This window comes from Streptomyces manipurensis (assembly GCF_049570255.1).
GTDB classification, from domain to species: domain Bacteria; phylum Actinomycetota; class Actinomycetes; order Streptomycetales; family Streptomycetaceae; genus Streptomyces; species Streptomyces manipurensis.
In genome coordinates, this window is sequence record NZ_CP186950.1 from 984,073 (window position 1) to 1,001,852 (window position 17,780).

Sequence of the window (17,780 nt, forward strand, 5' to 3'; positions counted from 1 at the left end):
TTCCCTGTCTTTCAGCCGAGCAGCCGCAGCCGCATCTCCTCGCGGGCCGCCACGCATCCGACGGCCTGCGTCCCGCCCCAGTCCAGCAGCCGCCAGCCGCGCCAGCGCGGCGGCTCCCGCCCGTACACGGGAAGGTCGAGGCGGGCCGCTTCGTCCAGCGTGCCCGCCCCGACCTTGACCAGGGACTCCTTTCGTACCCACTGGCGCAGGAAGGCGCGCCGCGGGTCGGGGTCCGACCGCAGGGCGGCCAGTTCCTTCCCGGTGCAGACGGCCCCGGCCGTCCGCCAGTCCACGTCCGTCCCGTCGACGGCCTCCACGTCCACGCCGACGGGGCCGTCGGCCGCGGCGGCCGCGACCCAGCCCCGGGCGTGCGCGAGGCTGACGCCGGTGCCGGGCGCCTCGACGAGCCGGGGCCTGCCGTGCGGCCGCTCGCACGCACCGCAGCTCTGAACGACGGTGAGGCCCTGCGCCGGGCGGCCGAGGAGCCGCCCGGCACAGAGCCGGACCAGGGCGTGCGCGGCGAGGAAGTCGTCCCGGTCTGAGGCCGACCGGAGGGCGCCGGCGCGGTCCAGTTCGGTACGGGTCAGCAGCCCCCGTACGTCACCGGCCGCCGCCAGCACCGCTCCGGTCGGACCGGCCAGCGCGAGACCGGCCATCAGCGCCTGCGGCGCAGCACGGCGTAGTAGCCGGGCAGGCGCAGGGCGTCGGAGTCGGACCGGGGGTCGATGGCGTGCAGCTCGATCGCCTCGTCCTCGACGACCTCCCACTCGTCCGCCCCGAAGGCCTCGGCCAGTTCGGGCCGGGTGAAGCGGTGCGAGTGCCGTACGCCGGCCGCCTCCAGCGGGCCGACGAGGTCCTCGGCCCGGCCCCGCTTGCCACCGACGAAGCCGAGGTAGCCGAAGGAGTTGCTGGAGTAGTCGGGCTCGTGGACGATCAGGGTGCCCTCGCTGCCCAGCAGCCGCGCGGCGACGGCGGCGAGCCGGGCCCGGGCCTCGGTGTCCAGGACGTGGAAGACGCCGCGCACGAAGATGTTGTACGGCCCCTCCCCCAGGGCGGCGGCCTGCTCGGCGTCGGTCATGTCGATGGCCAGGTAGTCGACGTTGGCCACGCCCGCCGCCTCGCGCCGGGCGTGCTCGATGGCGCTGGCGGACACGTCGACGCCGATGACCGCCGGGTAGTGCGGGGCGAGTTCGCGGCTGTAGCGGCCGTTGCCGCAGCCGAGGTCGATGACCGGGAGGCCGCTGCCGAAGTGGCGCTGCGCCTGGCCCAGCAGCCAGTGGAACTCCTCGCCGCTGTCGGCGTCCCAGATGACGTCCCCGCCGCGGCCGGTGCGCCGGATCCCGGCCCAGTAGCGTTCCCAGGCGTCGCCCGTGTCGCGCTCCTCGGCCTTGCCGGGGGCCTCGTCCTGCTGTCCGGGCGGCGGGGAGAGCCGCTCCCAGGCCTCGTCCTCGGCGAGGGACTCCAGCAGCGTGGTGAACTCCTCGAACATCGCGTCGACGAGTCCGTCGGGGTAGACCGCGGGCAGGTGGTCCCAGTTGAAGGTGAGCCCGTCGGGCTTCTCGAACACCTGGAAGTCGAGGGAGACCTGCGGGGTCTGGGAGATCCCGTAGACGGGCACGCCCAGCTCGTTCTCCTCGTACTGCGGCGGGTGGCCGGCCAGGCTGGTCATCACCACGGGCATGGCGGGGGCGAGGGAGCCGCGCAGCTTGGTCAGCTCGCGCAGCACCTGCACCCCGCTGAAGTAGCGGTGCTCCAGGTCGGCCCAGAGGCGGCGCTGGACGGCCTGGGCGCGTCCGGCGAAGGTGTGCTCCTGCTGTTCGACGGCGAGCAGCAGGGTGGTGGTGGTGTCCGCGAGCAGGGCGTTGACCTGCGGGTGCAGCGGGAGGCGGTTGAAGAGCGGGAAGTTGATGGTGAAGCGGGCCTGCCCGGAGGCCTTCCCGAGGATCTCGGCGTAGGCGGCGGCCAGCACCCCGGAGGGGGTCACCTCGCGGGCGTGCGCCCGTTCCTGGATCCGGGCCCACCGCTCGGGGGAGACGACGTGGCTGCGCCGCTCGAACCGGACGGGCAGCTCGGGGGCGTCGGCGGGGCGCTCGGGCAGGGCGGGGGCCGGCGGGAGGGTGGCGAGGCGGTCGCGCCAGTACCACTCGGAGCGGCGGTAGATCTCGCTGTCGCGCAGGGAGTTGCCGACGGCGAGGACGTAGTCGCGGAAGGTCAGCTCCAGCGGGGCGAGTTCGGCGTCCGGTTCCGCGTAGTAGGTGACCAGGTCGGGGACGAGGACCTGGAAGTAGCTCCAGGCGTCGGCGACGAGGAAGTCCAGGCAGAGGTGGATCCGGGCCCGGCCGCCGCCGAGGAGGCTGATCCGTACGTCGAACAGCGGCCAGGCGTCGGCGTCCAGCACCTGGTGGGAGAGCCGCTCGCGCAGGTCGGCCAGCTCGCGCTGCCGGGTCGCCTCGTCGAGGCCGCCGAGATCGGTGACGGGGATCTCGTACGCCGGGACCTCCTCGAAGACCTGCTGGGTGCCGTCGGGCAGGACCCGGGTGCGCAGGGCGTCGTGGCGTTCGACGAGCCGGCGCCAGGCGCTGTCGAAGCGGGGGACGTCGAGCTTCTCGCTCTCCCACTCGAAGTAACCGTGGCAGCCGACGTTGCCGAGCTCGACGATCCCGCCGCGGCCGATCCACAGCGCCTGCTGGCTCTCGGTGAGGGGGAACGGCTCGAACCGGGCGGCGGGGTCGGGGACGATCGCCGGGAGACCGCCGAAGGAGCCGCGTCCGCCGGCGCGTTCGGTGGTGACGAGGGTGGCGAGCTCGGCGACGGTGGGGCACCCGGAGAGGTCGGAGAGGCTCAGCTCCACGCTGTAGCGACGGCGGATCTCGTCGATCAGCTGGAAGGCCAGCAGCGAGTGCCCGCCCAGCTCGAAGAAGTTGTCGTGGATGCCGATGCCTTCGGTGCGGAAGGCCTCGGCCCACAGCCTGACGAGGCCGTCCTCGATCTCGTTGCGGGGCGCCTCGTAACCCGCGCCGACCCCGTCGCGGCCCTCCGGGGGCTGCGGCAGCGCGCGCCGGTCGACCTTGCCGTTGGCCAGCCGGGGCAGGGCGGGCAGGACGACGACCGAGCCGGGGACCATGTAGTAGGGCAGGGTGCGGGCGACCTCGGCGCGCACGGCGGCCGGGTCGGGCTCCGCGGCGCCCGCGGCCGGGGAGAGGTAGGCGACGAGCCGCTTGTCGCCGGGGCCGCGTTCCTGGGTGACGACGACGGCCTCGCCGATCCCGTCGAGCCGCGCGATGTGCGTCTCCACCTCTCCCAGCTCCACGCGGAAGCCGCGAATCTTGACCTGGGAGTCGGAGCGGCCGAGCAGCTCGACGGCTCCGTCCTCGCGGCGGCGGGCGAGGTCGCCGGTGTCGTAGAGGACGGGGTGCGGGTCACCGGGGACGGGGTTGGGGTGGAACTTCGCGGCGGTGAGTTCGGGGCGGCCGTGGTAGCCGGCGGCCACACCGGCGCCGGAGACGTGGAGCCGGCCGACCTCGCCCTCGGGGACCGGGCGGCCCTCCTCGTCGAGCAGGTGGACCCGCAGGTTGGCGATGGGCACCCCGACCGGGACCTGCCGGGTGGCGCGGACCTCCTCCGGGGTGGCCTGGCTGGTGTGGTCGATGCCCGCCCCGAGGTCCAGGCAGGACAGGACGTTGGTGGTCTCGGTGGTGCCGTAGGTCATGACGACGCGGAAGGAGGTGTCGACGGGCGGCCAGCTGTGGACCCGCTCGGCCGTGGTCACCATGATCCGCAGGGCGGCGTCGGCGGGCCACTCCAGCCCCCATACGGGCTCGGCCAGGGCCGCGACCAGCATGGTGTGGGTGATGCCCTCGGCAACCAGCCAGTCCCGGATCTGCTCCGGGGTCTGCGCCTGCCCGGCCTCGGGGATGTGGATCGCGGCGCCGGCCGGCAGGTAGGCGAGCCATTCCATGATCTGGACGGCGAAGCCGGGGGTGGACGTCCAGGAGGCCCGGTCGCCGGGCCGGACCCCGTAGGCACGGGTGGTCCAGTGCACCAGGTTGGTGAGGGCGCCGTGCCGTTCGAGGACGGCCTTGGGGGTGCCGGTGGAGCCGGAGGTGTAGATCAGGTGGCTGATGGTGTCGGGCCCGGTGACGGCCGGCGGGGCGGTCTCCGGCATGCCCCGGCCGGCGGCGGCGACCTCCGCCCGGTCCACGGACTCCGGTATGCGGCGGCCGAGTTCGGCCGGGGTGAGCACGAGCAGCGGACCGGCGTCGGCGATCATGGCGGCGAGCCGGTCGTCGGGGTTGACCGGGTCGAGGGCGACGACGGCCGCGCCCGTCTTGAGGATGGCGAGGGAGCCGAGGACGTAGTCGGCGCCGCGCGGGTAGCAGAGCCCGATCCGGGTGCCGGGCGCGGCACCGCGGGCGATCAGGGCGTGCGCCAGGCGGTTGGTGGCGGCCTCAAGTTCGGCGTAGGTCCAGGTGCGGTCGCCCTGCACGAGGGCGGTGGCCGTGGGGGTGCGCGCGGCCTGTTCGGCGAGGAGCTGCGGGTACCCGGTGTCGGGGAACGCGGCGTCCGTCCGGTTGAAGTCGACGAGTGCGGTGGTCACAGTACGGGCCCTTTCTTACTTCGCGAAGGCTCGGCTGCGCAGCAGCCGCACGGGGAGACTGTTGATCCCCCAGGTGAAGTTGGAGGAGTTGAACGAGACCGGTCCGGCGAGCTCGAACCCGTCCAGTACGGCGAGCATCTCGGACAGCAGCGCACCGAGTTCGAAGCGCGCGAGGCGGGCGCCGAGGCAGAGGTGGCGGCCGTGGCCGAAGGCGACGTGCCGGTTGGGGCGCCGGTCGACGCGGAAGGCGTGCGGGTCGGCGAAGACCTCCTCGTCCCGGTTGGCGGAGACGTTCCACAGGGTGACGCGGGCGCCGGCGGCGACGGGGATCCCGTTGATCTCCGTGTCGTGGGCGGCGGTGCGCAGGGCGTGCACCCCGGGGGTGGTCCAGCGCAGGACCTCCTCGACCGCGGGGGCGATGCCGTCGGGGCCGAGGGCCCGCAGCAGCCGCCACTGGTCGGGGTGCTCGGCGAACATGTGGACCGCGCCGGCGGCGGAGTAGCGGGTGGTCTCGTTGGCGCCGGAGAGGACTCCGTTGAGGTTGAAGACGATCTCGTGGTCGCTGAGCGGCCGTTCGCTGCCGTCGCCCTCGTCGACGAGCGTGTCGTGGGCGATCTGGCTGACCAGGTCGTCGCCGGGGCGGGCGCGGCGCTCGGCGAGCAGTTCGATGAAGTAGAGGAAGATCTCCGAGTGGGCGCTGCTGCGCACCGCCTCGTCCGGGGAGTCGAAGGCGTCGGTGGTGAGGGCCCCGATCCAGGCCCAGTCGGCGCGTGGGATGCCGAGGACGGCGCAGACCACCCGGTTGGGCAGCTGCTTGGCCAGGTCGATGAAGTCCAGTTCCTCGTGTTCCGCGGACTCGGTGACGAGCTCGCCGACCACCTGCTCCACCAGTGCTTCCAGGCGCGGCATCTGCTGCGGGCCGAAGGCCTGCTGGAGGGCGCGCTTGAGGCGGGTGTGGTGGGGGACGTCGGAGACGATGAGCATGCGCTGGGTGACGGCGGCGACGGCGGCGGGGTCGCTGCCCAGGCGCATCCCGCGGCCCGAGATGAAGGTGTCGCTGTCGGCGTAGGCCTTCATGATGTCGCGGTGCTTGGTCAGCGCCCAGAAGCCGCCGTCCTCGCTGCCGGGTTCGGGGTGCCAGTGGACGGGCGAGTTGGCGCGCAGCCAGCTGAACGCGGACCAGAAGTCGTTGCGACCGAAGGGGCCCGGGTCGAGCAGGTCGATCTCCATCTCAGGCTCCTCGCAGACCGAGCGGGCGGGTGTCGGGCCAGTGGGCGTCGACGAAGTCGGCGCACTCGTCCTCGGTGCCGTCGAAGCCGGCCGTGGTCCAGCCGTCGGGCGTCTCGCGTGCGGCGGGGTACAGCGCGTACTGCCCCTCGTGGTTCACGAGGACCTGATGGGTGGTGGGCACGGTGTCCTCCGGACTCGGGCGGGCGGTGGGGTGGGGTGGGGTCGTGCGGGACGGGGCGGGGGCCGGCCGGTCCGGGCGGGCGCCCGGGACCGGTCGGGTGCGCGGGTGTCAGGCCGTCGGGGTGAGGGGCGCGGCGTCCTCGCCGCGCAGCAGGGTGGTCAGGTGGTCCAGTACGGGCCGGGGGCGTCGCAGTACGGCGTGGTGGCCCCCGGTGGTGGTGTGCCGGGCGAAACCGGCGGTGGTGACCGCGGCCCAGCCGTCCAGGTCGGCCGCGCTGACGGTCTCGTCGCCGTCGGCGCCCCAGGCGTGCACGGGCACGTCCAGCCGGACGCCCGGCTTGTGGGTGTAGCTCAGGGACAGCTGGGCGTCCTTGCGGAGCATCCCGACCATCAGGGCGCGGGTGTCCTCGTCGAGGAGGGCGGGGTCCAGGCCGGCCGTGTCGAAGAGCTTGTCCAGCTCCTCGCCGTCGTCGACGATGCCGCGGCCGGCGCCGTCCCAGTGTCCGGGGGCCCGGCAGCCGCTGACGACCAGGGCCCGCGGCGCGGTCCTGCGGGACACCTCGTAGCCGAGGAGTCCGCCGAAGCTGTGGCCGAAGACGATGACCGGCCGATCGGCGACGGTGGCCGCCAGCTCGTCGGCGATGGCCTCCACGGCCTCGTCGAAGGTGTCCGGCATCGGTTCGCGCCAGCGGTTCTCCCGGCCCGGGAGCTGTACGCCGTAAACCTGGGCGATGCCGTCCAGTTCGGGCTGCCAGGCGCGGAACTGCTGGCAGCCGGCCCCGGCCGGGGGCAGGCAGAGCAGCACGGGCAGGTCCCCGTCGGCGGGGTCGCTCGTCCAGGTGGAGATCCAGCCGCCCATGGCCTAGGCCCCTTCCACGGCCGCGGCCCCGGCGGGGACGGGAACGGCTGCGGCGACGGCTTCGGCCGAGGCCGCGTCCTCGGATCCCGCGCCCGGTGCGGCGGCCAGCCGGTCGATCTCGGCGGCGACCTCCGCGACCGTCGGGCGGGCCAGCAGCGCGCCGAGGCCCACGCGCAGTCCGGTGCTGCGGCGCAGTTCCGACACCACGCGGGCCGCGGCGAGGGAGTGGCCGCCCAGCTCGAAGAAGTCGGCGTCGGTCCCGGCGACCCGGGTGCCGAGCACCTCGGCCCAGACGGTCATCACGACGCGCTCGCTCGCGCTCACGCCCGCGTCCCCGGTGCCGTCCGCCGCGCCGGCCGGTGTCTCCGGTGCCGCGAGGGCCAGGGCCAGCGCCTCCCGGTCGGCCTTGCCGGTGGTCAGCGTCGGGATCCGTTCGAGCACGCGCACGGTCGCCGGGACCGCGGCCGCGGGGAGCTGCTTGCGGCAGCGCTCCACGACCCGGGCCGCCAGTTCGGCCGGTTCGGCGCCGGGTGCGGCGACCACGGCGAGACCGAGGGTCTGGCCCGTGGTGAGCGGGCAGCAGGCCGCGGCGACGACCTCGGGGAGTTCGGCGGCGACGCGTTCGACCTCCCCCAGCTCGATGCGGTGGCCCCGCACCTTGACCTGGTCGTCGCGGCGCCCCCGGTACTCGAGCGCGCCGTCGGCGCGGCGGACGACCACGTCGCCGGTCCGGTACATGCGGGTGCCGCCGCCCTGGAAGGGGTCCGGCAGGAAGCGGGAGGCTGTGAGGCCGGGGCGGCCCCGGTAGCCCCGGGCGACGGCCGGGCCGCCGAGGTACAGCTCGCCCTCCGTACCGGCCGGGACGGGCACGAGCTGCTCGTCCAGGACGTAGGCCCGGTAGCCGGGCAGCGGTCGTCCGATGGTGGTCACGTCGTCCCCCCGTCGGCTGTCGGCCCAGGTCGCGGCGATGGTCACCTCCGTCGGCCCGTACACGTTGAGCAGCCGGCGGCCGTCGGCGAAGCGCTCGGCCAGGGCGGCGGGGCAGGCCTCCCCCGCGACCACGACCACCTCGGCGGAGTCGATGCCGGCTCCGTGCGCGGCGAGCAGGGAGGGGGTGAGGGAGACCGTGCGCAGGCCGCCGGGCAGGGCCTCGCGGCCTTCGGCGGCGGCCCGGCGCAGACCCTCCAGGGAAAGGTCGGTCAGGGCCACGCCCTGGCCGTGGACGAGGTAGAGCAGGGTGCACCAGAGCCAGCCGTCGAAGGCCGGTGAGACCGCGTTGAGGCCGAGCCCGCCGGGGGGCAGGCCGAGTCCGGCCAGGGCGGCGACGAAGGTGTCCAGGCCGCGGTAGGTGACCTCGACGCCCTTGGGCCGGCCGGTGGTTCCGGAGGTGTAGATCAGGTAGGCGCAGCCGTCGGCGGCGGGCACGGACACCGCGAGCGCGCCGGGGGCGCTGCGGCGGACCTCCCGCGGGGTGAGGAGGGTGATCCCGCCGGCCTCCAGACCGGCGGGGGTGCCGGGGGCCACCAGGACGGCGGCGCCGGCGTCGCGCAGGACACCGCCGAGCCGTTCCACCGGGTGCTCCGGGTCCAGGGGCACGGCGGTCCCGCCGAGGCTCCAGACGGCGAGCAGGGCGGGGACGCTCTCCCGGGACCGTCCGAGCAGCAGCCCGACGGGGGTCTCCGGGCCCACTCCGGCCCGGGCGAGCGCGGCGGCGTAGCGGGCGGTCCGGGCGGTGAGCGCGGCGAAGGTCAGGGAGCCGTCCGCGGCCCGGACCGCGGTCTCGTCCGGCTGCTCCCGGGTCCACCGTTCCAGGCGGGCGAACAGCGGCGGCAGCGCGCCCTCCGCAGGCTCCGCCGCGCCGGGCGGCGGGGTGTCGTCGGCCGGCCCGTCCGGGGCGGTGGCCCCGGACGGCGCGGCATGCGGCTCGGTCATCCGTCGTTCCTCTCGGTGTCCGCGGGGCGGGCGGCGGCGGTGGCCCGCAGGCGCGGGCCCACGACCTGGCCGGGTGCGCCCTGCGGGAGCTGCATCGACTTGGTTTCCAGGAAGGCCTCCAGCCCGGCCGTGCCGCATTCGCGGCCGATCCCGGACTGCTTGAACCCGCCGAACGGCGCCGCCGGGTTGAACTGGCCGCCGTTCACGTCGACCAGGCCGGAGCGGAAGCGGCGGGCCACGCGCGCGGCGCGGGCGTCGTCGCCGGACCAGACCGCTCCGTGCAGGCCGTAGCGGGTTCCGTTGACGATCCGGACCGCCTGCTCCTCGTCGTCGTAGGGGATGACGGACAGCACCGGGCCGAAGATCTCCTCCTGCGCGATGGTGGTGAGCGGGTCCACGTCGGCGAAGACCGTGGGCCGGACGTAGTAGCCGGTGTCCAGGCCGGCGGGGCGGCCGGGGCCGCCCAGGACCAGGCGGGCCCCGCCCTCCTCGGTGCCCCGGCGGACGTACGCGGTGACGCGCTCGTGCGCGGCCGCGGACACCAGGGGGCCGAGGTCGGTGGCGGGGTCGCGCGGATCGCCGGTGACGTAGCCGTCCATGGCCTCGGCGACCAGCTGCAGCGCCTCGTCCTGGCGGTCGCGCGGGACCAGCAGCCGGCTCCACTGCAGGCAGGTCTGTCCGGTGTTGAAGAGCATCTGGTCGACGGTGGCGGCGACGGCGGAGGCGAGGTCCGCGTCGTCGAGGACCAGGCTGGCGTTCTTGCCGCCGAGTTCGAGGTGGACGCGCTTGATCCGGTCGGCGCCGAGGGCGGAGACCTCGCGGCCCGCCCGGGTGGACCCGGTCAGGGAGACCACGTCGACCAGCGGGTGGGTGACGAGCGCCGTGCCGAGGTCGGCGCCGGTCCCGACGACCATGTTGAAGACGCCGGGCGGCAGGTCGGCCTCGGCGACGGCCTCGGCGAGCAGCCGGGCGTGCAGCGGGGTGATCTCGCTCGGCTTGTGCACGACGGTGCAGCCGGCCATGAGCGCGGGGACGATCTTCTGCACGGTGAGCAGCAGCGGGGTGTTCCACGGCGTGACGCAGGCGGCGACCCCGGCGGGTTCGCGCACGACGAGGGAGTGGCCCACGCGCTCCTCGAAGGTGTGCGAGGCGGCCGTCTCCACGCAGTGCGCGGCCATGCCCAGGGACAGGCCGACGTGGGTGTGGCGGGCCATCCGGGCGGGCGCGCCCACCTCGGCGGTGATGATCTCGGCGAAGCGGTCGGCCCGTGCCTCCATGGCCCCGACGACCCGGCGCAGGAGGGCCACCCGCTCGCGCAGCGGGGTGGCCGCCCAGCCCTCGAAGGCCGCGGCGGCGGCTCGGGCCGCGCGGTCGGCGTCCCGGGCGGTACCGGCGGGCACGGTGGCGAGGGGCCGCTCGGTGCTGGGGTCGGTGACGACCAGCCGGCCCTCCGCGTCGGAGGCGACCCAGGCGCCGTCGATCCACTGGTCGGTGTAACGGGGCGGCAGGAGGGCCGCGTCCGGTGCGGCGCCGGGCGGTCTGGAGTCCTGCGGCAGGGGCGGAACGGTCAGCACGGTCACGGTGGAGTCCTCACTCGGTCACGGAAATGCAGGGGCTCGCGGGACGGCGGTGGCACGGGCACGGCGGAGGGCGGACAGCGGGAGGTGGTGGGCGGTGCGGCGGCGGCCCGTCGGGTCAGTCGGCCGCCCGCAGCCGGGCGGCGGGGGCCCGGTTGTCGGGCCTGGCCCGCCGTACGGGGCGGACCGGGACGGGAGTACGGACCTCCACGCTCCACGGCGGCGTACCGGCCCGGCGGGGCGGCGGACGCAGGGCGCGGACGGCGGCGGGCGGCGCGGCGGCGGCCTGGGCGGGAGCGGCGGGGCGGGCGGCGGCGGCCGGGAGCAGGGTGCGCAGCAGCAGCTGGGTCTCGGGCTCGGGCGCCACGGCGAGCTCGTCGCGCATCCGCCGGGCGCACAGCTCGTACCAGCGCCGCACGCAGGCGAGTTCGCCGCGCCGGCCGTGGGCGGCCATCAGGGCCCGGTAGGTCTCCTCGTGGTGGCGGTCGATCTCCAGGGTGCGCTTGCAGAGCCCGATCAGCTCGACGAAGTCCTCGCGCGCCTCGGCGTCGGCGCGCAGCGCCCCGAGGGCCCGCAGCGCGAGCCCCCTGAGGTATTCGCGCTGTTCGACGACCCAGTCGGCGCTCTCGCCGCGCAGGAACTCGCCGCCGTAGAGGCCGAGCGCCGAGCGCAGCAGGGTCCGGGAGAGTCCGGCGTCCCCGGAGGTGGCGGCCCGCAGGCCGGCGTGCACGAGCTCCTGGAAGCGGTCGAGGTCGGACCAGATCCCGGCGACGTGCAGGACGTAGCCGAAGTCGCGGTAGACCAGCCGGATCCCGGAGTCGCCGGGACGGTCGGGGTGGGCGTCGAGGACGCGGCGCAGCGCGTGGGCGGCGACCTTGAGGGAGCTGCCGGCGGAGCTGTCGGTGCCGGGCCACAGGGAGGCGTAGAGCCGTTCGCGGGTGAGGGTCTGGCCGCGGTGGACGACGAGGTACTGGAAGAGGCCGCGGGCCTTGCCGGCCCGCCAGTGGCGTACGGGGGCGCCGTTGACGGTCAGTTCGAAGTCGCCCAGGAAGCGGACGCGTACCGCCGGCCCCGCCGTTTCGGTCGCTGCGGTGGTCATCGCGTCCTCCCCGTTGCTCGTTCGCCTGCCGCTCTGCCTGCGAGGAGTGTGTGCGGAGGGTCTACAACGGGCCTACAACGGCCGGATCTTTGCGGTGTAGAGCGGTGATAGGGCGGTTTTCGACACTGATGAGCACGACCACCCGCACCGCCGACTCCGAAATGAGGGCTGTTTCATGACCAGCACCGACACCCGGCTTCAGAAGGTCGTCATCCTGGGGGGCGGCACGGCCGGCTGGATGACGGCCGCGTATCTCGGCAAGGCGCTGCAGGGAACGGTCGAGATCACCGTGCTCGAGGCGCCGTCGATCCCGCGGATCGGCGTGGGCGAGGCGACCGTGCCCAACCTCCAGCGCTCCTTCTTCGACTACCTGGGCATCGCCGAGGACGAGTGGATGCGGGAGTGCAACGCGAGCTTCAAGATGGCGGTGCGCTTCGTGAACTGGCGCACCGGCGGTCAGGGCGAGTCGACGGCGCGCGAGCTGCCCGGCGGCGGGCCGGACCACTTCTACCACCCGTTCGGCCTGCTGCCCGACTACGACCAGACGCCGCTGTCGCACTACTGGTTCAAGCGCAAGTACGAGGGCCGCACCACCGAGCCCTTCGACTACGCCTGCTTCCGCGAGCCCCCCGTGATGGACGCGATGAAGGCGCCGCGCTGGCTCGACGGCCGTCCGGCCACCCGGTACGCCTGGCACTTCGACGCCCAGCTGGTGGCCGACTTCCTGCGCCGGTTCGCCACCGAGAAGCAGGGTGTGCAGCACGTGCAGGACGAGATGGTCCGGGTGGAGCAGGACTCCCGCGGTTTCGTGACGACCCTGCACACCAAGGGCGGTCTGGCGCTGGACGCCGACCTGTTCGTGGACTGCTCCGGCTTCCGCGGCCTGCTGATCAACCAGGCGCTGCAGGAGCCCTTCATCGACATGAGCGACCACCTGCTGTGCGACAGCGCGGTGGCGACGGCGGTCCCGCACGACGACGAGGCCAACGGCGTCGAGCCGTACACCTCGGCGATCGCCATGTCCTCCGGCTGGGCCTGGAAGATCCCCATGCTGGGGCGTTTCGGCACGGGCTACGTGTACTCCAGCAGGTTCGCCGACCAGGACACCGCCACCCGCGAGTTCGCGGACATGTGGGGCCTGGACCCGGAGCAGACGAAGTTCAACCACATCCGCTTCCGCGTGGGCCGCAACCGCCGCGCCTGGGTGAACAACGTCGTCAGCATCGGCCTGTCCTCCTGCTTCCTGGAGCCGCTGGAGTCGACCGGCATCTACTTCATCACCGCCGCCATCTACCAGCTCGCCAAGCACTTCCCGGACAAGACCTTCAACAAGGGTCTGGTCGACAGCTTCAACAACGAGATCGAGGTGATGTTCGACGACACCCGCGACTTCATCCAGGCGCACTTCTTCTACGCGCCGCGCAACGACACCCCGTTCTGGCAGGCCAACAAGAAGCTGGTGCTCCCCGAGAACATCAAGCAGAAGATCTCCGCCTACAAGGCCGGCCTGCCGATCAACTCCCCGATCACCGACGAGTCCACGTACTACGGCAACTTCGAGGCGGAGTTCCGCAACTTCTGGACCAACGGCAGCTACTACTGCATCTTCTCGGGCCTCGGCCTGGAGCCGGACGCGCCGCTGCCCACCCTCGCGCACCGGCCCGAGTCGGTGGCCGGCGCGGAACCCCTCTTCGAGACCGTCAAGCGCCAGCAGCAGAACCTGCTGGAGACCCTGCCCAGCGCCTACGACTACCTGCGCCGCCTGCACGGCGCGTAAGGACCGCTCCGCTCCCGCCACCACGCCACCACGGCCCGGCAGCACGGCTCTCCCGCCGGCTGCCGGGCCGCAGTCGCTCTTCAGCCACTCCAGGAGTCAGACATGCCCCACCGCTCCGCAACCGAGCACGCCGTGCCGGACGAACCCACCGGGGACCGGCAGGCGGACCTCCGCCCCTTCATGGCCGCGTTCCCCACGGGCGTGTCCGTGGTGACCACGCTGGGCTCCGACACCGTGCCCCACGGCCTGACCTGCAGTTCCCTCGCGAGCGTCGCGCTCGATCCGCCGACGGTCGTGGTCTGCATACGGGCCGCGAGCCCGACGCTCGCGGTGCTGCTCGCCCAGGGCGCCTTCGCCCTGAACCTGCTGCACGAGAGGGCCCGCACCACCTCCGACCTGTTCGCCTCCGGCGCCCCCGACCGCTTCGAACGGGTGGAGTGGCGGCTGCCGCTGGGGGCCGGCGGCCCGCACCTGACGGCGGACGCGCACGCCGTGGCGGACTGCTCCGTGGTCAGGACCGTCGGCTTCGGGGACCACACCGCGGTCTTCGCCCAGGTGGACCGGGTCACCGTCCGGGACGACCCGCAGCCGCTGCTGTACGGCCTGCGCCGCTACGCCCCGTGGTCGGCGGCCTCGTCGGCGCCGCTCCCCCAGGCCGCCCGCCTGGCCCCGCCCACGGCCCTGACCAACGCCGCTCCGGAGGGAGGCACCCGTGTCCGGGGCTGATCCGCTGCCCGCGCTGCTGATCGCCGTACCCGTGGTGATCGTGGCCTGCCAGGCGGGCGCGGCCGTCTGCCGGCGGCTGGGGCAGCCGCCCGTGGTGGGCGAGATCGCCACGGGCATCCTGCTCGGGCCGTCCCTGCTCGGCTGGCTCTGGCCACAGGCCCAGCACGCGCTGTTCCCGGCGACCGTGCTCCCGTACACCTCCGTGCTCGGCCAGATCGGCCTGCTCGCCTTCATGTTCCTGGTCGGGCTGGAGCTGGACCTGAAGAGCCTGCGCGGTCACACCCGGGTGGCGGTGGCCGTCAGCCAGGCCGGCATGGTGCTGCCGCTGGGACTGGGCGCCGTCCTCGCGCTCGCCCTCTACGGCGATTTCGCGCCGGACGGGGTGGGCCGGACGCCCTTCGTCCTGTTCATCGCCGTGGCCATGAGCATCACCGCGTTCCCCGTGCTGGCGCGCATCCTCATCGACCGCGGGCTGTACGGGACCCCGCTCGGGGCCCTCGCCATGGCCTGCGCGGCGGTGGACGACGTGGTCGCCTGGTGCCTGCTGGCCCTGGTGGTGGCGCTGGCCTCGGCCGGCTCCCCGATGGAGGCGGCCACCGCGGCGGTGCTCGCCGCGGCCTTCGCGGTGGCCATGCTCTACGGGGTGCGGCCGTTGCTGGCGCGCTGGGCGGAGCGCGCCGACCGGTGGCGGGACGCGGTGGTGCTGGTCGCGCTGTTCAGCGGGCTCAGCCTGTCGGCCCTGGTCACCGACCTGATCGGGGTGCACGCGCTGTTCGGGGCGTTCCTGTTCGGTGTGGTCACCCCGCGCACCGGGCGGCGCATCGAGGTCTCGGCGGCCCGGCTGCGGGCGTTCACCGTTCCCGTGCTGCTGCCGCTGTTCTTCGTGCACACGGGGCTGCGGACGGACATCGGCGGGCTGACGGCCTCTCCCGAGCTGTGGCTCTGGGCTCTGGCGATCCTCGCCGTCGCCGTCCTCGGCAAGTGGGGCGGCGCGGCGGGCGCGGCCCGGATCTGCGGAAGACCGTGGCGGGAGGCCCTGTCGATCGGCGCCCTGATGAACTGCCGGGGGCTGACCGAGCTGGTGGTGCTGAACGTCGGCCTCGAACTCGGCGTGATCGGGCCGCAGCTGTTCACCATGCTCGTGCTGATGGCGCTGGTGACTACCGCGGTGACCAGTCCGGCCCTGACCGGGCTGCGGGCGAAGGCGGCGGCCCCGCAGGGCCCACCGCAGCGGCCGGTGCCCGAGGGCGCCCTCTCCGGTCCCTGAGGGCCGGGCCGTACCGGCGGCCGGCGGATCCCGACGGCTGGTCAGGGATGCGCCGGCCGCGTCGGCGCGGGCGCCGTGAGCTCCCGTGCGTAGCGGACGGCGGGGCGGCCGTCGAGCACGGTCTCGCCGGCCGGGAGGAAGCCGTTGCGCACGAGGACCGTGCGGGATCCGAGGTTGTCCACGGTCGCCGCCGCCCGCAGGGACCGCAGCCCGTAGCCCTCCGCCGCGAGCACCAGGACCTGCCGGACCGCGCTCGTGGCCAGGCCCCGGCCGGCCGCCTCGCGGGCGACACGGAAGCCCAGTTCGGCACTTCCGTCGGCGATGTCGATCAGGTTGACCCGTCCGAGCACCTCCCCGTCCGCGGCGACGATCAGGTGGAGGCGGTCGCGCCCGGCGGCCTGCCCGGCGAGCAGCTCGGCGTGACGGCGGTCGAAGTCCGCGAAGTAGGCGTCCCCCCGGTCGGGCACCGAGGCCGCGAACCAGGAGCGGTTGGCGCGCTCGAACGCGAGCAGGGCCGGGGCGTGTTCGGCTCGCAGGAGCTGGATCTCCGTCATCGGTGCATCGTAGGCGGCGACGGCCCGCTCCGCTCCGCAGCTACGCCGTGTTCTCCGTCGGCACGCACAGCACGGGGATCGGCGACAGGTGCAGCAGCTTGTGCGGGGTGGAGCCGAGCAGGGCGCCGCGGATCGGGCTGTCGCCCCAGCTGCCGACGATGATGACGCGGGCCCGGTGACGTGCGGCGGCGTCCAGCAGTGCCTGCGCGGGCTTCTCGTCGACCACCTCCACCGTGGAGGGCACACCGGCGGCGTCGGCCTCCTCGACGGCGTGGGCGAGGGCGCTGCGGCCCGCCTGGCGGACGGCTTCCCGGTGGGCGCGGGACTCCTCGCCGGTGCTGCCCGGGGCGGCCGCCCCGTAGACGAGGACGAGGGGCTCGCCGAAGGCGGTCGCCACCTCCAGCGCCACGTGCAGGGCGCGTTCGGCGCCGGGCGACTCGTCGTATCCGAGGACCACGGACATCGGGGGCTCCTCAGCGCTTCCTGGGGTGGACGAGGGCCGGGTCGACGACGCCCCGCCGCTCCTGCCAGAACCTGCCGTCGCGGAGCCGCCAGAAGCACATGACGAGGACGCCGACGACGGCGATCGCGATGCCGATGACGAGGGGCGGTCCCAGCCCGAACCAGGACACCCCGCTCGCGGAGTTCTCGGGGTTGGACATGTCGCCGATCGACTCCACCAGCAGCCAGATCAGCAGGGCGGCTCCGACCACCGGCCCGACCCCGATGAGCAGGAGGTTGTGCGGACCCTCCAGCAGGTGGCGGCGGTAGTAGACGGCGCAGGCCAGACCGGTGAGCGCGTAGTAGAAGGCGATGAGCAGGGACAGCGCGGTGAGCGAGTCCAGCAGGGCGTTCTCGCTGATCTGGTTGACGGCGAGGTACCAGGCGATGGCGATGCCGGCGACCCACCAGGTGCTCACGTCGGGGGTGCGGAACCTCGGGTGGATGTGCGCGAGGTGCGGCGGGAGCGCGTGCCTGCGGGCCATCGACAGGGCGGTGCGGGAGGCCGGGATGATCGTGGTCTGGGTGGAGGCCAGCGCGGAGGTGCAGACGGCGAGGAGGACCACCCAGTCCCAGCCGCCCATGACCTCGTGGGCGAGGACGGCGAAGATGGCCTCCTCCTCGGCGGCGTTCTCGGCGAGGAACGCGGTGCCCGCGTAGGCGACGACGGCGAAGCCCACGGACAGGTAGGTGACCAGGAGGATCACCGTGGACCAGATGCCGGCCCGGCCGGGCGCCGTGGCGGAGTTCTCGACCTCTTCGGTGAGGTTGACCGCGGACTCCCAGCCCCAGTACATGAACACGCCGAGCAGCAGTCCGCCGGTGAGGGCGGCCCCTCCGGCGCCGAAGGGGTTGAGCCAGGCGATGCTCGGTTCGATCTCCTCGAGGGTGCTGTTCCCGGCGTAGACGCGGTAGATGGCGACCACGGCGAAGGTCAGGAGGAAGAAGACCTGGGCCAGGATGAGGATGTCCTGGAGGTGGGCCGACAGCTCGGTGCCGATCACGCAGATCGCGGTCATGGCCAGGATCACCGCGACGGTGAGGCCCTGCCGGATCCAGGCGTTGGCCGCCCAGTCGTCGAGTCCGAAGGCGAGCAGGCCGAAGTTGACGGCGACGTCGGCGAGCGAGCCGATGACCAGTACGCCCGTCATGGCGATCGCCCAGCCGCCGAGCCAGCCCGCCCACGGTCCCATGGCCCGGGTGACCCAGGAGAAGGTCGTGCCGCAGTCCTGGTCGACCTTGTTGAGGTAGTAGAAGGCCGCGGCGATGAGCAGCATCGGCACGAAGGAGGCCAGCATGACGCCCGGCGCGTAGATCCCGACCAGGGCCACGATCGGGCCGAGCACGGCCGCCAGGGAGTAGGCGGGCGAGGTGGAGTTCAGGCCGATGACGAGCGCGTCGAGGAATCCGATCGCGTTGGCCTTGAGCCTCGCGTCCTGGGTGGCAGTCCCGGGCCCGTCGCCCGCACCGTCATGGCTCAT

13 protein-coding genes and 1 pseudogene are annotated in these 17,780 nt (G+C 74.0%); 3 read left to right on the top strand and 11 right to left on the bottom strand.

Features of this window, described 5'->3' with window-relative positions; genetic code table 11:
- Positions 1-11: 11 nt before the first annotated feature.
- The 8 genes and pseudogenes from ACPU2J_RS04640 to ACPU2J_RS04675 form a co-directional block, all read right to left on the bottom strand.
- A complete protein-coding gene (locus tag ACPU2J_RS04640; protein WP_423832809.1) occupies positions 12-656 on the bottom strand; it encodes a 4'-phosphopantetheinyl transferase family protein in 645 nt (214 codons plus the stop codon).
- On the bottom strand, positions 656-4,597 hold the full coding sequence (locus ACPU2J_RS04645) for an amino acid adenylation domain-containing protein (RefSeq protein WP_423832810.1): 3,942 nt from the start codon (positions 4,595-4,597) through the stop codon (positions 656-658). Before ACPU2J_RS04645 ends, ACPU2J_RS04640 begins: the two co-directional genes overlap by 1 nt.
- A 15-nt stretch (positions 4,598-4,612) precedes the next feature.
- Positions 4,613-5,827 carry a cytochrome P450 gene (locus ACPU2J_RS04650; RefSeq protein WP_420081615.1) on the bottom strand — a complete coding sequence of 405 codons (1,215 nt, stop codon included), beginning with the start codon at positions 5,825-5,827 and terminating at the stop codon, positions 4,613-4,615.
- Between the two features lies 1 nt (position 5,828).
- Positions 5,829-6,011: pseudogene (locus ACPU2J_RS04655) on the bottom strand (MbtH family protein); the annotation flags it as partial.
- Positions 6,012-6,116: 105 nt separating this feature from the next.
- Positions 6,117-6,866, bottom strand: a complete 750-nt coding sequence (locus ACPU2J_RS04660; protein WP_365073577.1) for a thioesterase II family protein — start codon at positions 6,864-6,866, stop codon at positions 6,117-6,119.
- 3 nt (positions 6,867-6,869) lie between these two features.
- Entirely contained in the window at positions 6,870-8,798 is a 1,929-nt protein-coding gene (locus ACPU2J_RS04665; protein WP_423832811.1) for a non-ribosomal peptide synthetase, read from the bottom strand.
- Complete coding sequence (locus tag ACPU2J_RS04670) at positions 8,795-10,378, bottom strand: aldehyde dehydrogenase family protein (protein WP_420081613.1); 1,584 nt, start codon at positions 10,376-10,378, stop codon at positions 8,795-8,797. Before ACPU2J_RS04670 ends, ACPU2J_RS04665 begins: the two co-directional genes overlap by 4 nt.
- Positions 10,379-10,493: 115 nt before the next feature.
- On the bottom strand, positions 10,494-11,474 hold the full coding sequence (locus ACPU2J_RS04675) for an AfsR/SARP family transcriptional regulator (protein ID WP_420081612.1): 981 nt from the start codon (positions 11,472-11,474) through the stop codon (positions 10,494-10,496).
- Between the two features lie 175 nt (positions 11,475-11,649).
- On the opposite strand from ACPU2J_RS04675, the gene ACPU2J_RS04680 reads away from it, so the two are divergent.
- From ACPU2J_RS04680 to ACPU2J_RS04690, 3 genes are all read left to right on the top strand, one after another.
- On the top strand, positions 11,650-13,251 hold the full coding sequence (locus ACPU2J_RS04680; RefSeq protein ID WP_420081611.1) for a tryptophan halogenase family protein: 1,602 nt from the start codon (positions 11,650-11,652) through the stop codon (positions 13,249-13,251).
- 102 nt (positions 13,252-13,353) lie between these two features.
- The gene (locus ACPU2J_RS04685; RefSeq protein ID WP_361599439.1) at positions 13,354-13,977 is read left to right on the top strand and encodes a flavin reductase family protein; all 624 of its coding nucleotides are present in this window, start codon (positions 13,354-13,356) and stop codon (positions 13,975-13,977) included.
- Positions 13,964-15,244: a cation:proton antiporter gene (locus tag ACPU2J_RS04690; protein WP_365495395.1), complete on the top strand. Its 1,281-nt coding sequence runs from the start codon at positions 13,964-13,966 to the stop codon at positions 15,242-15,244. The genes ACPU2J_RS04685 and ACPU2J_RS04690 overlap by 14 nt, the downstream gene beginning before the upstream one ends.
- Positions 15,245-15,285: 41 nt before the next feature.
- Here the strand turns inward: ACPU2J_RS04690 and ACPU2J_RS04695 are convergent, their stop codons facing one another.
- The 3 genes from ACPU2J_RS04695 to ACPU2J_RS04705 are packed head-to-tail and all read right to left on the bottom strand — an operon-like array spanning position 15,286 to position 17,780.
- A complete protein-coding gene (locus ACPU2J_RS04695) occupies positions 15,286-15,798 on the bottom strand; it encodes a GNAT family N-acetyltransferase (protein WP_420081610.1) in 513 nt (170 codons plus the stop codon).
- A gap of 40 nt (positions 15,799-15,838) precedes the next feature.
- Positions 15,839-16,261 (bottom strand): universal stress protein, encoded by a 423-nt coding sequence (locus ACPU2J_RS04700; RefSeq protein WP_361599448.1) that lies wholly within the window; start codon positions 16,259-16,261, stop codon positions 15,839-15,841.
- A 10-nt stretch (positions 16,262-16,271) separates the two neighbouring features.
- The gene (locus ACPU2J_RS04705; protein ID WP_361599451.1) at positions 16,272-17,780 is read right to left on the bottom strand and encodes an APC family permease; all 1,509 of its coding nucleotides are present in this window, start codon (positions 17,778-17,780) and stop codon (positions 16,272-16,274) included.

What these genes read in the sequence shown, in the direction of transcription:
- ACPU2J_RS04705 (WP_361599451.1), bottom strand. Translation starts at nt 17,780, where the DNA reads ATGAGCCATGACGGTGCGGGCGACGGGCCCGGGACTGCCACCCAGGAC.
- ACPU2J_RS04675 (WP_420081612.1), bottom strand. Translation starts at nt 11,474, where the DNA reads ATGACCACCGCAGCGACCGAAACGGCGGGGCCGGCGGTACGCGTCCGC.
- ACPU2J_RS04660 (WP_365073577.1), bottom strand. Translation starts at nt 6,866, where the DNA reads ATGGGCGGCTGGATCTCCACCTGGACGAGCGACCCCGCCGACGGGGAC.
- ACPU2J_RS04650 (WP_420081615.1), bottom strand. Translation starts at nt 5,827, where the DNA reads ATGGAGATCGACCTGCTCGACCCGGGCCCCTTCGGTCGCAACGACTTC.
- ACPU2J_RS04695 (WP_420081610.1), bottom strand. Translation starts at nt 15,798, where the DNA reads ATGACGGAGATCCAGCTCCTGCGAGCCGAACACGCCCCGGCCCTGCTC.
- ACPU2J_RS04665 (WP_423832811.1), bottom strand. Translation starts at nt 8,798, where the DNA reads ATGACCGAGCCGCATGCCGCGCCGTCCGGGGCCACCGCCCCGGACGGG.
- ACPU2J_RS04680 (WP_420081611.1), top strand. Translation starts at nt 11,650, where the DNA reads ATGACCAGCACCGACACCCGGCTTCAGAAGGTCGTCATCCTGGGGGGC.
- ACPU2J_RS04640 (WP_423832809.1), bottom strand. Translation starts at nt 656, where the DNA reads ATGGCCGGTCTCGCGCTGGCCGGTCCGACCGGAGCGGTGCTGGCGGCG.
- ACPU2J_RS04685 (WP_361599439.1), top strand. Translation starts at nt 13,354, where the DNA reads ATGCCCCACCGCTCCGCAACCGAGCACGCCGTGCCGGACGAACCCACC.
- ACPU2J_RS04700 (WP_361599448.1), bottom strand. Translation starts at nt 16,261, where the DNA reads ATGTCCGTGGTCCTCGGATACGACGAGTCGCCCGGCGCCGAACGCGCC.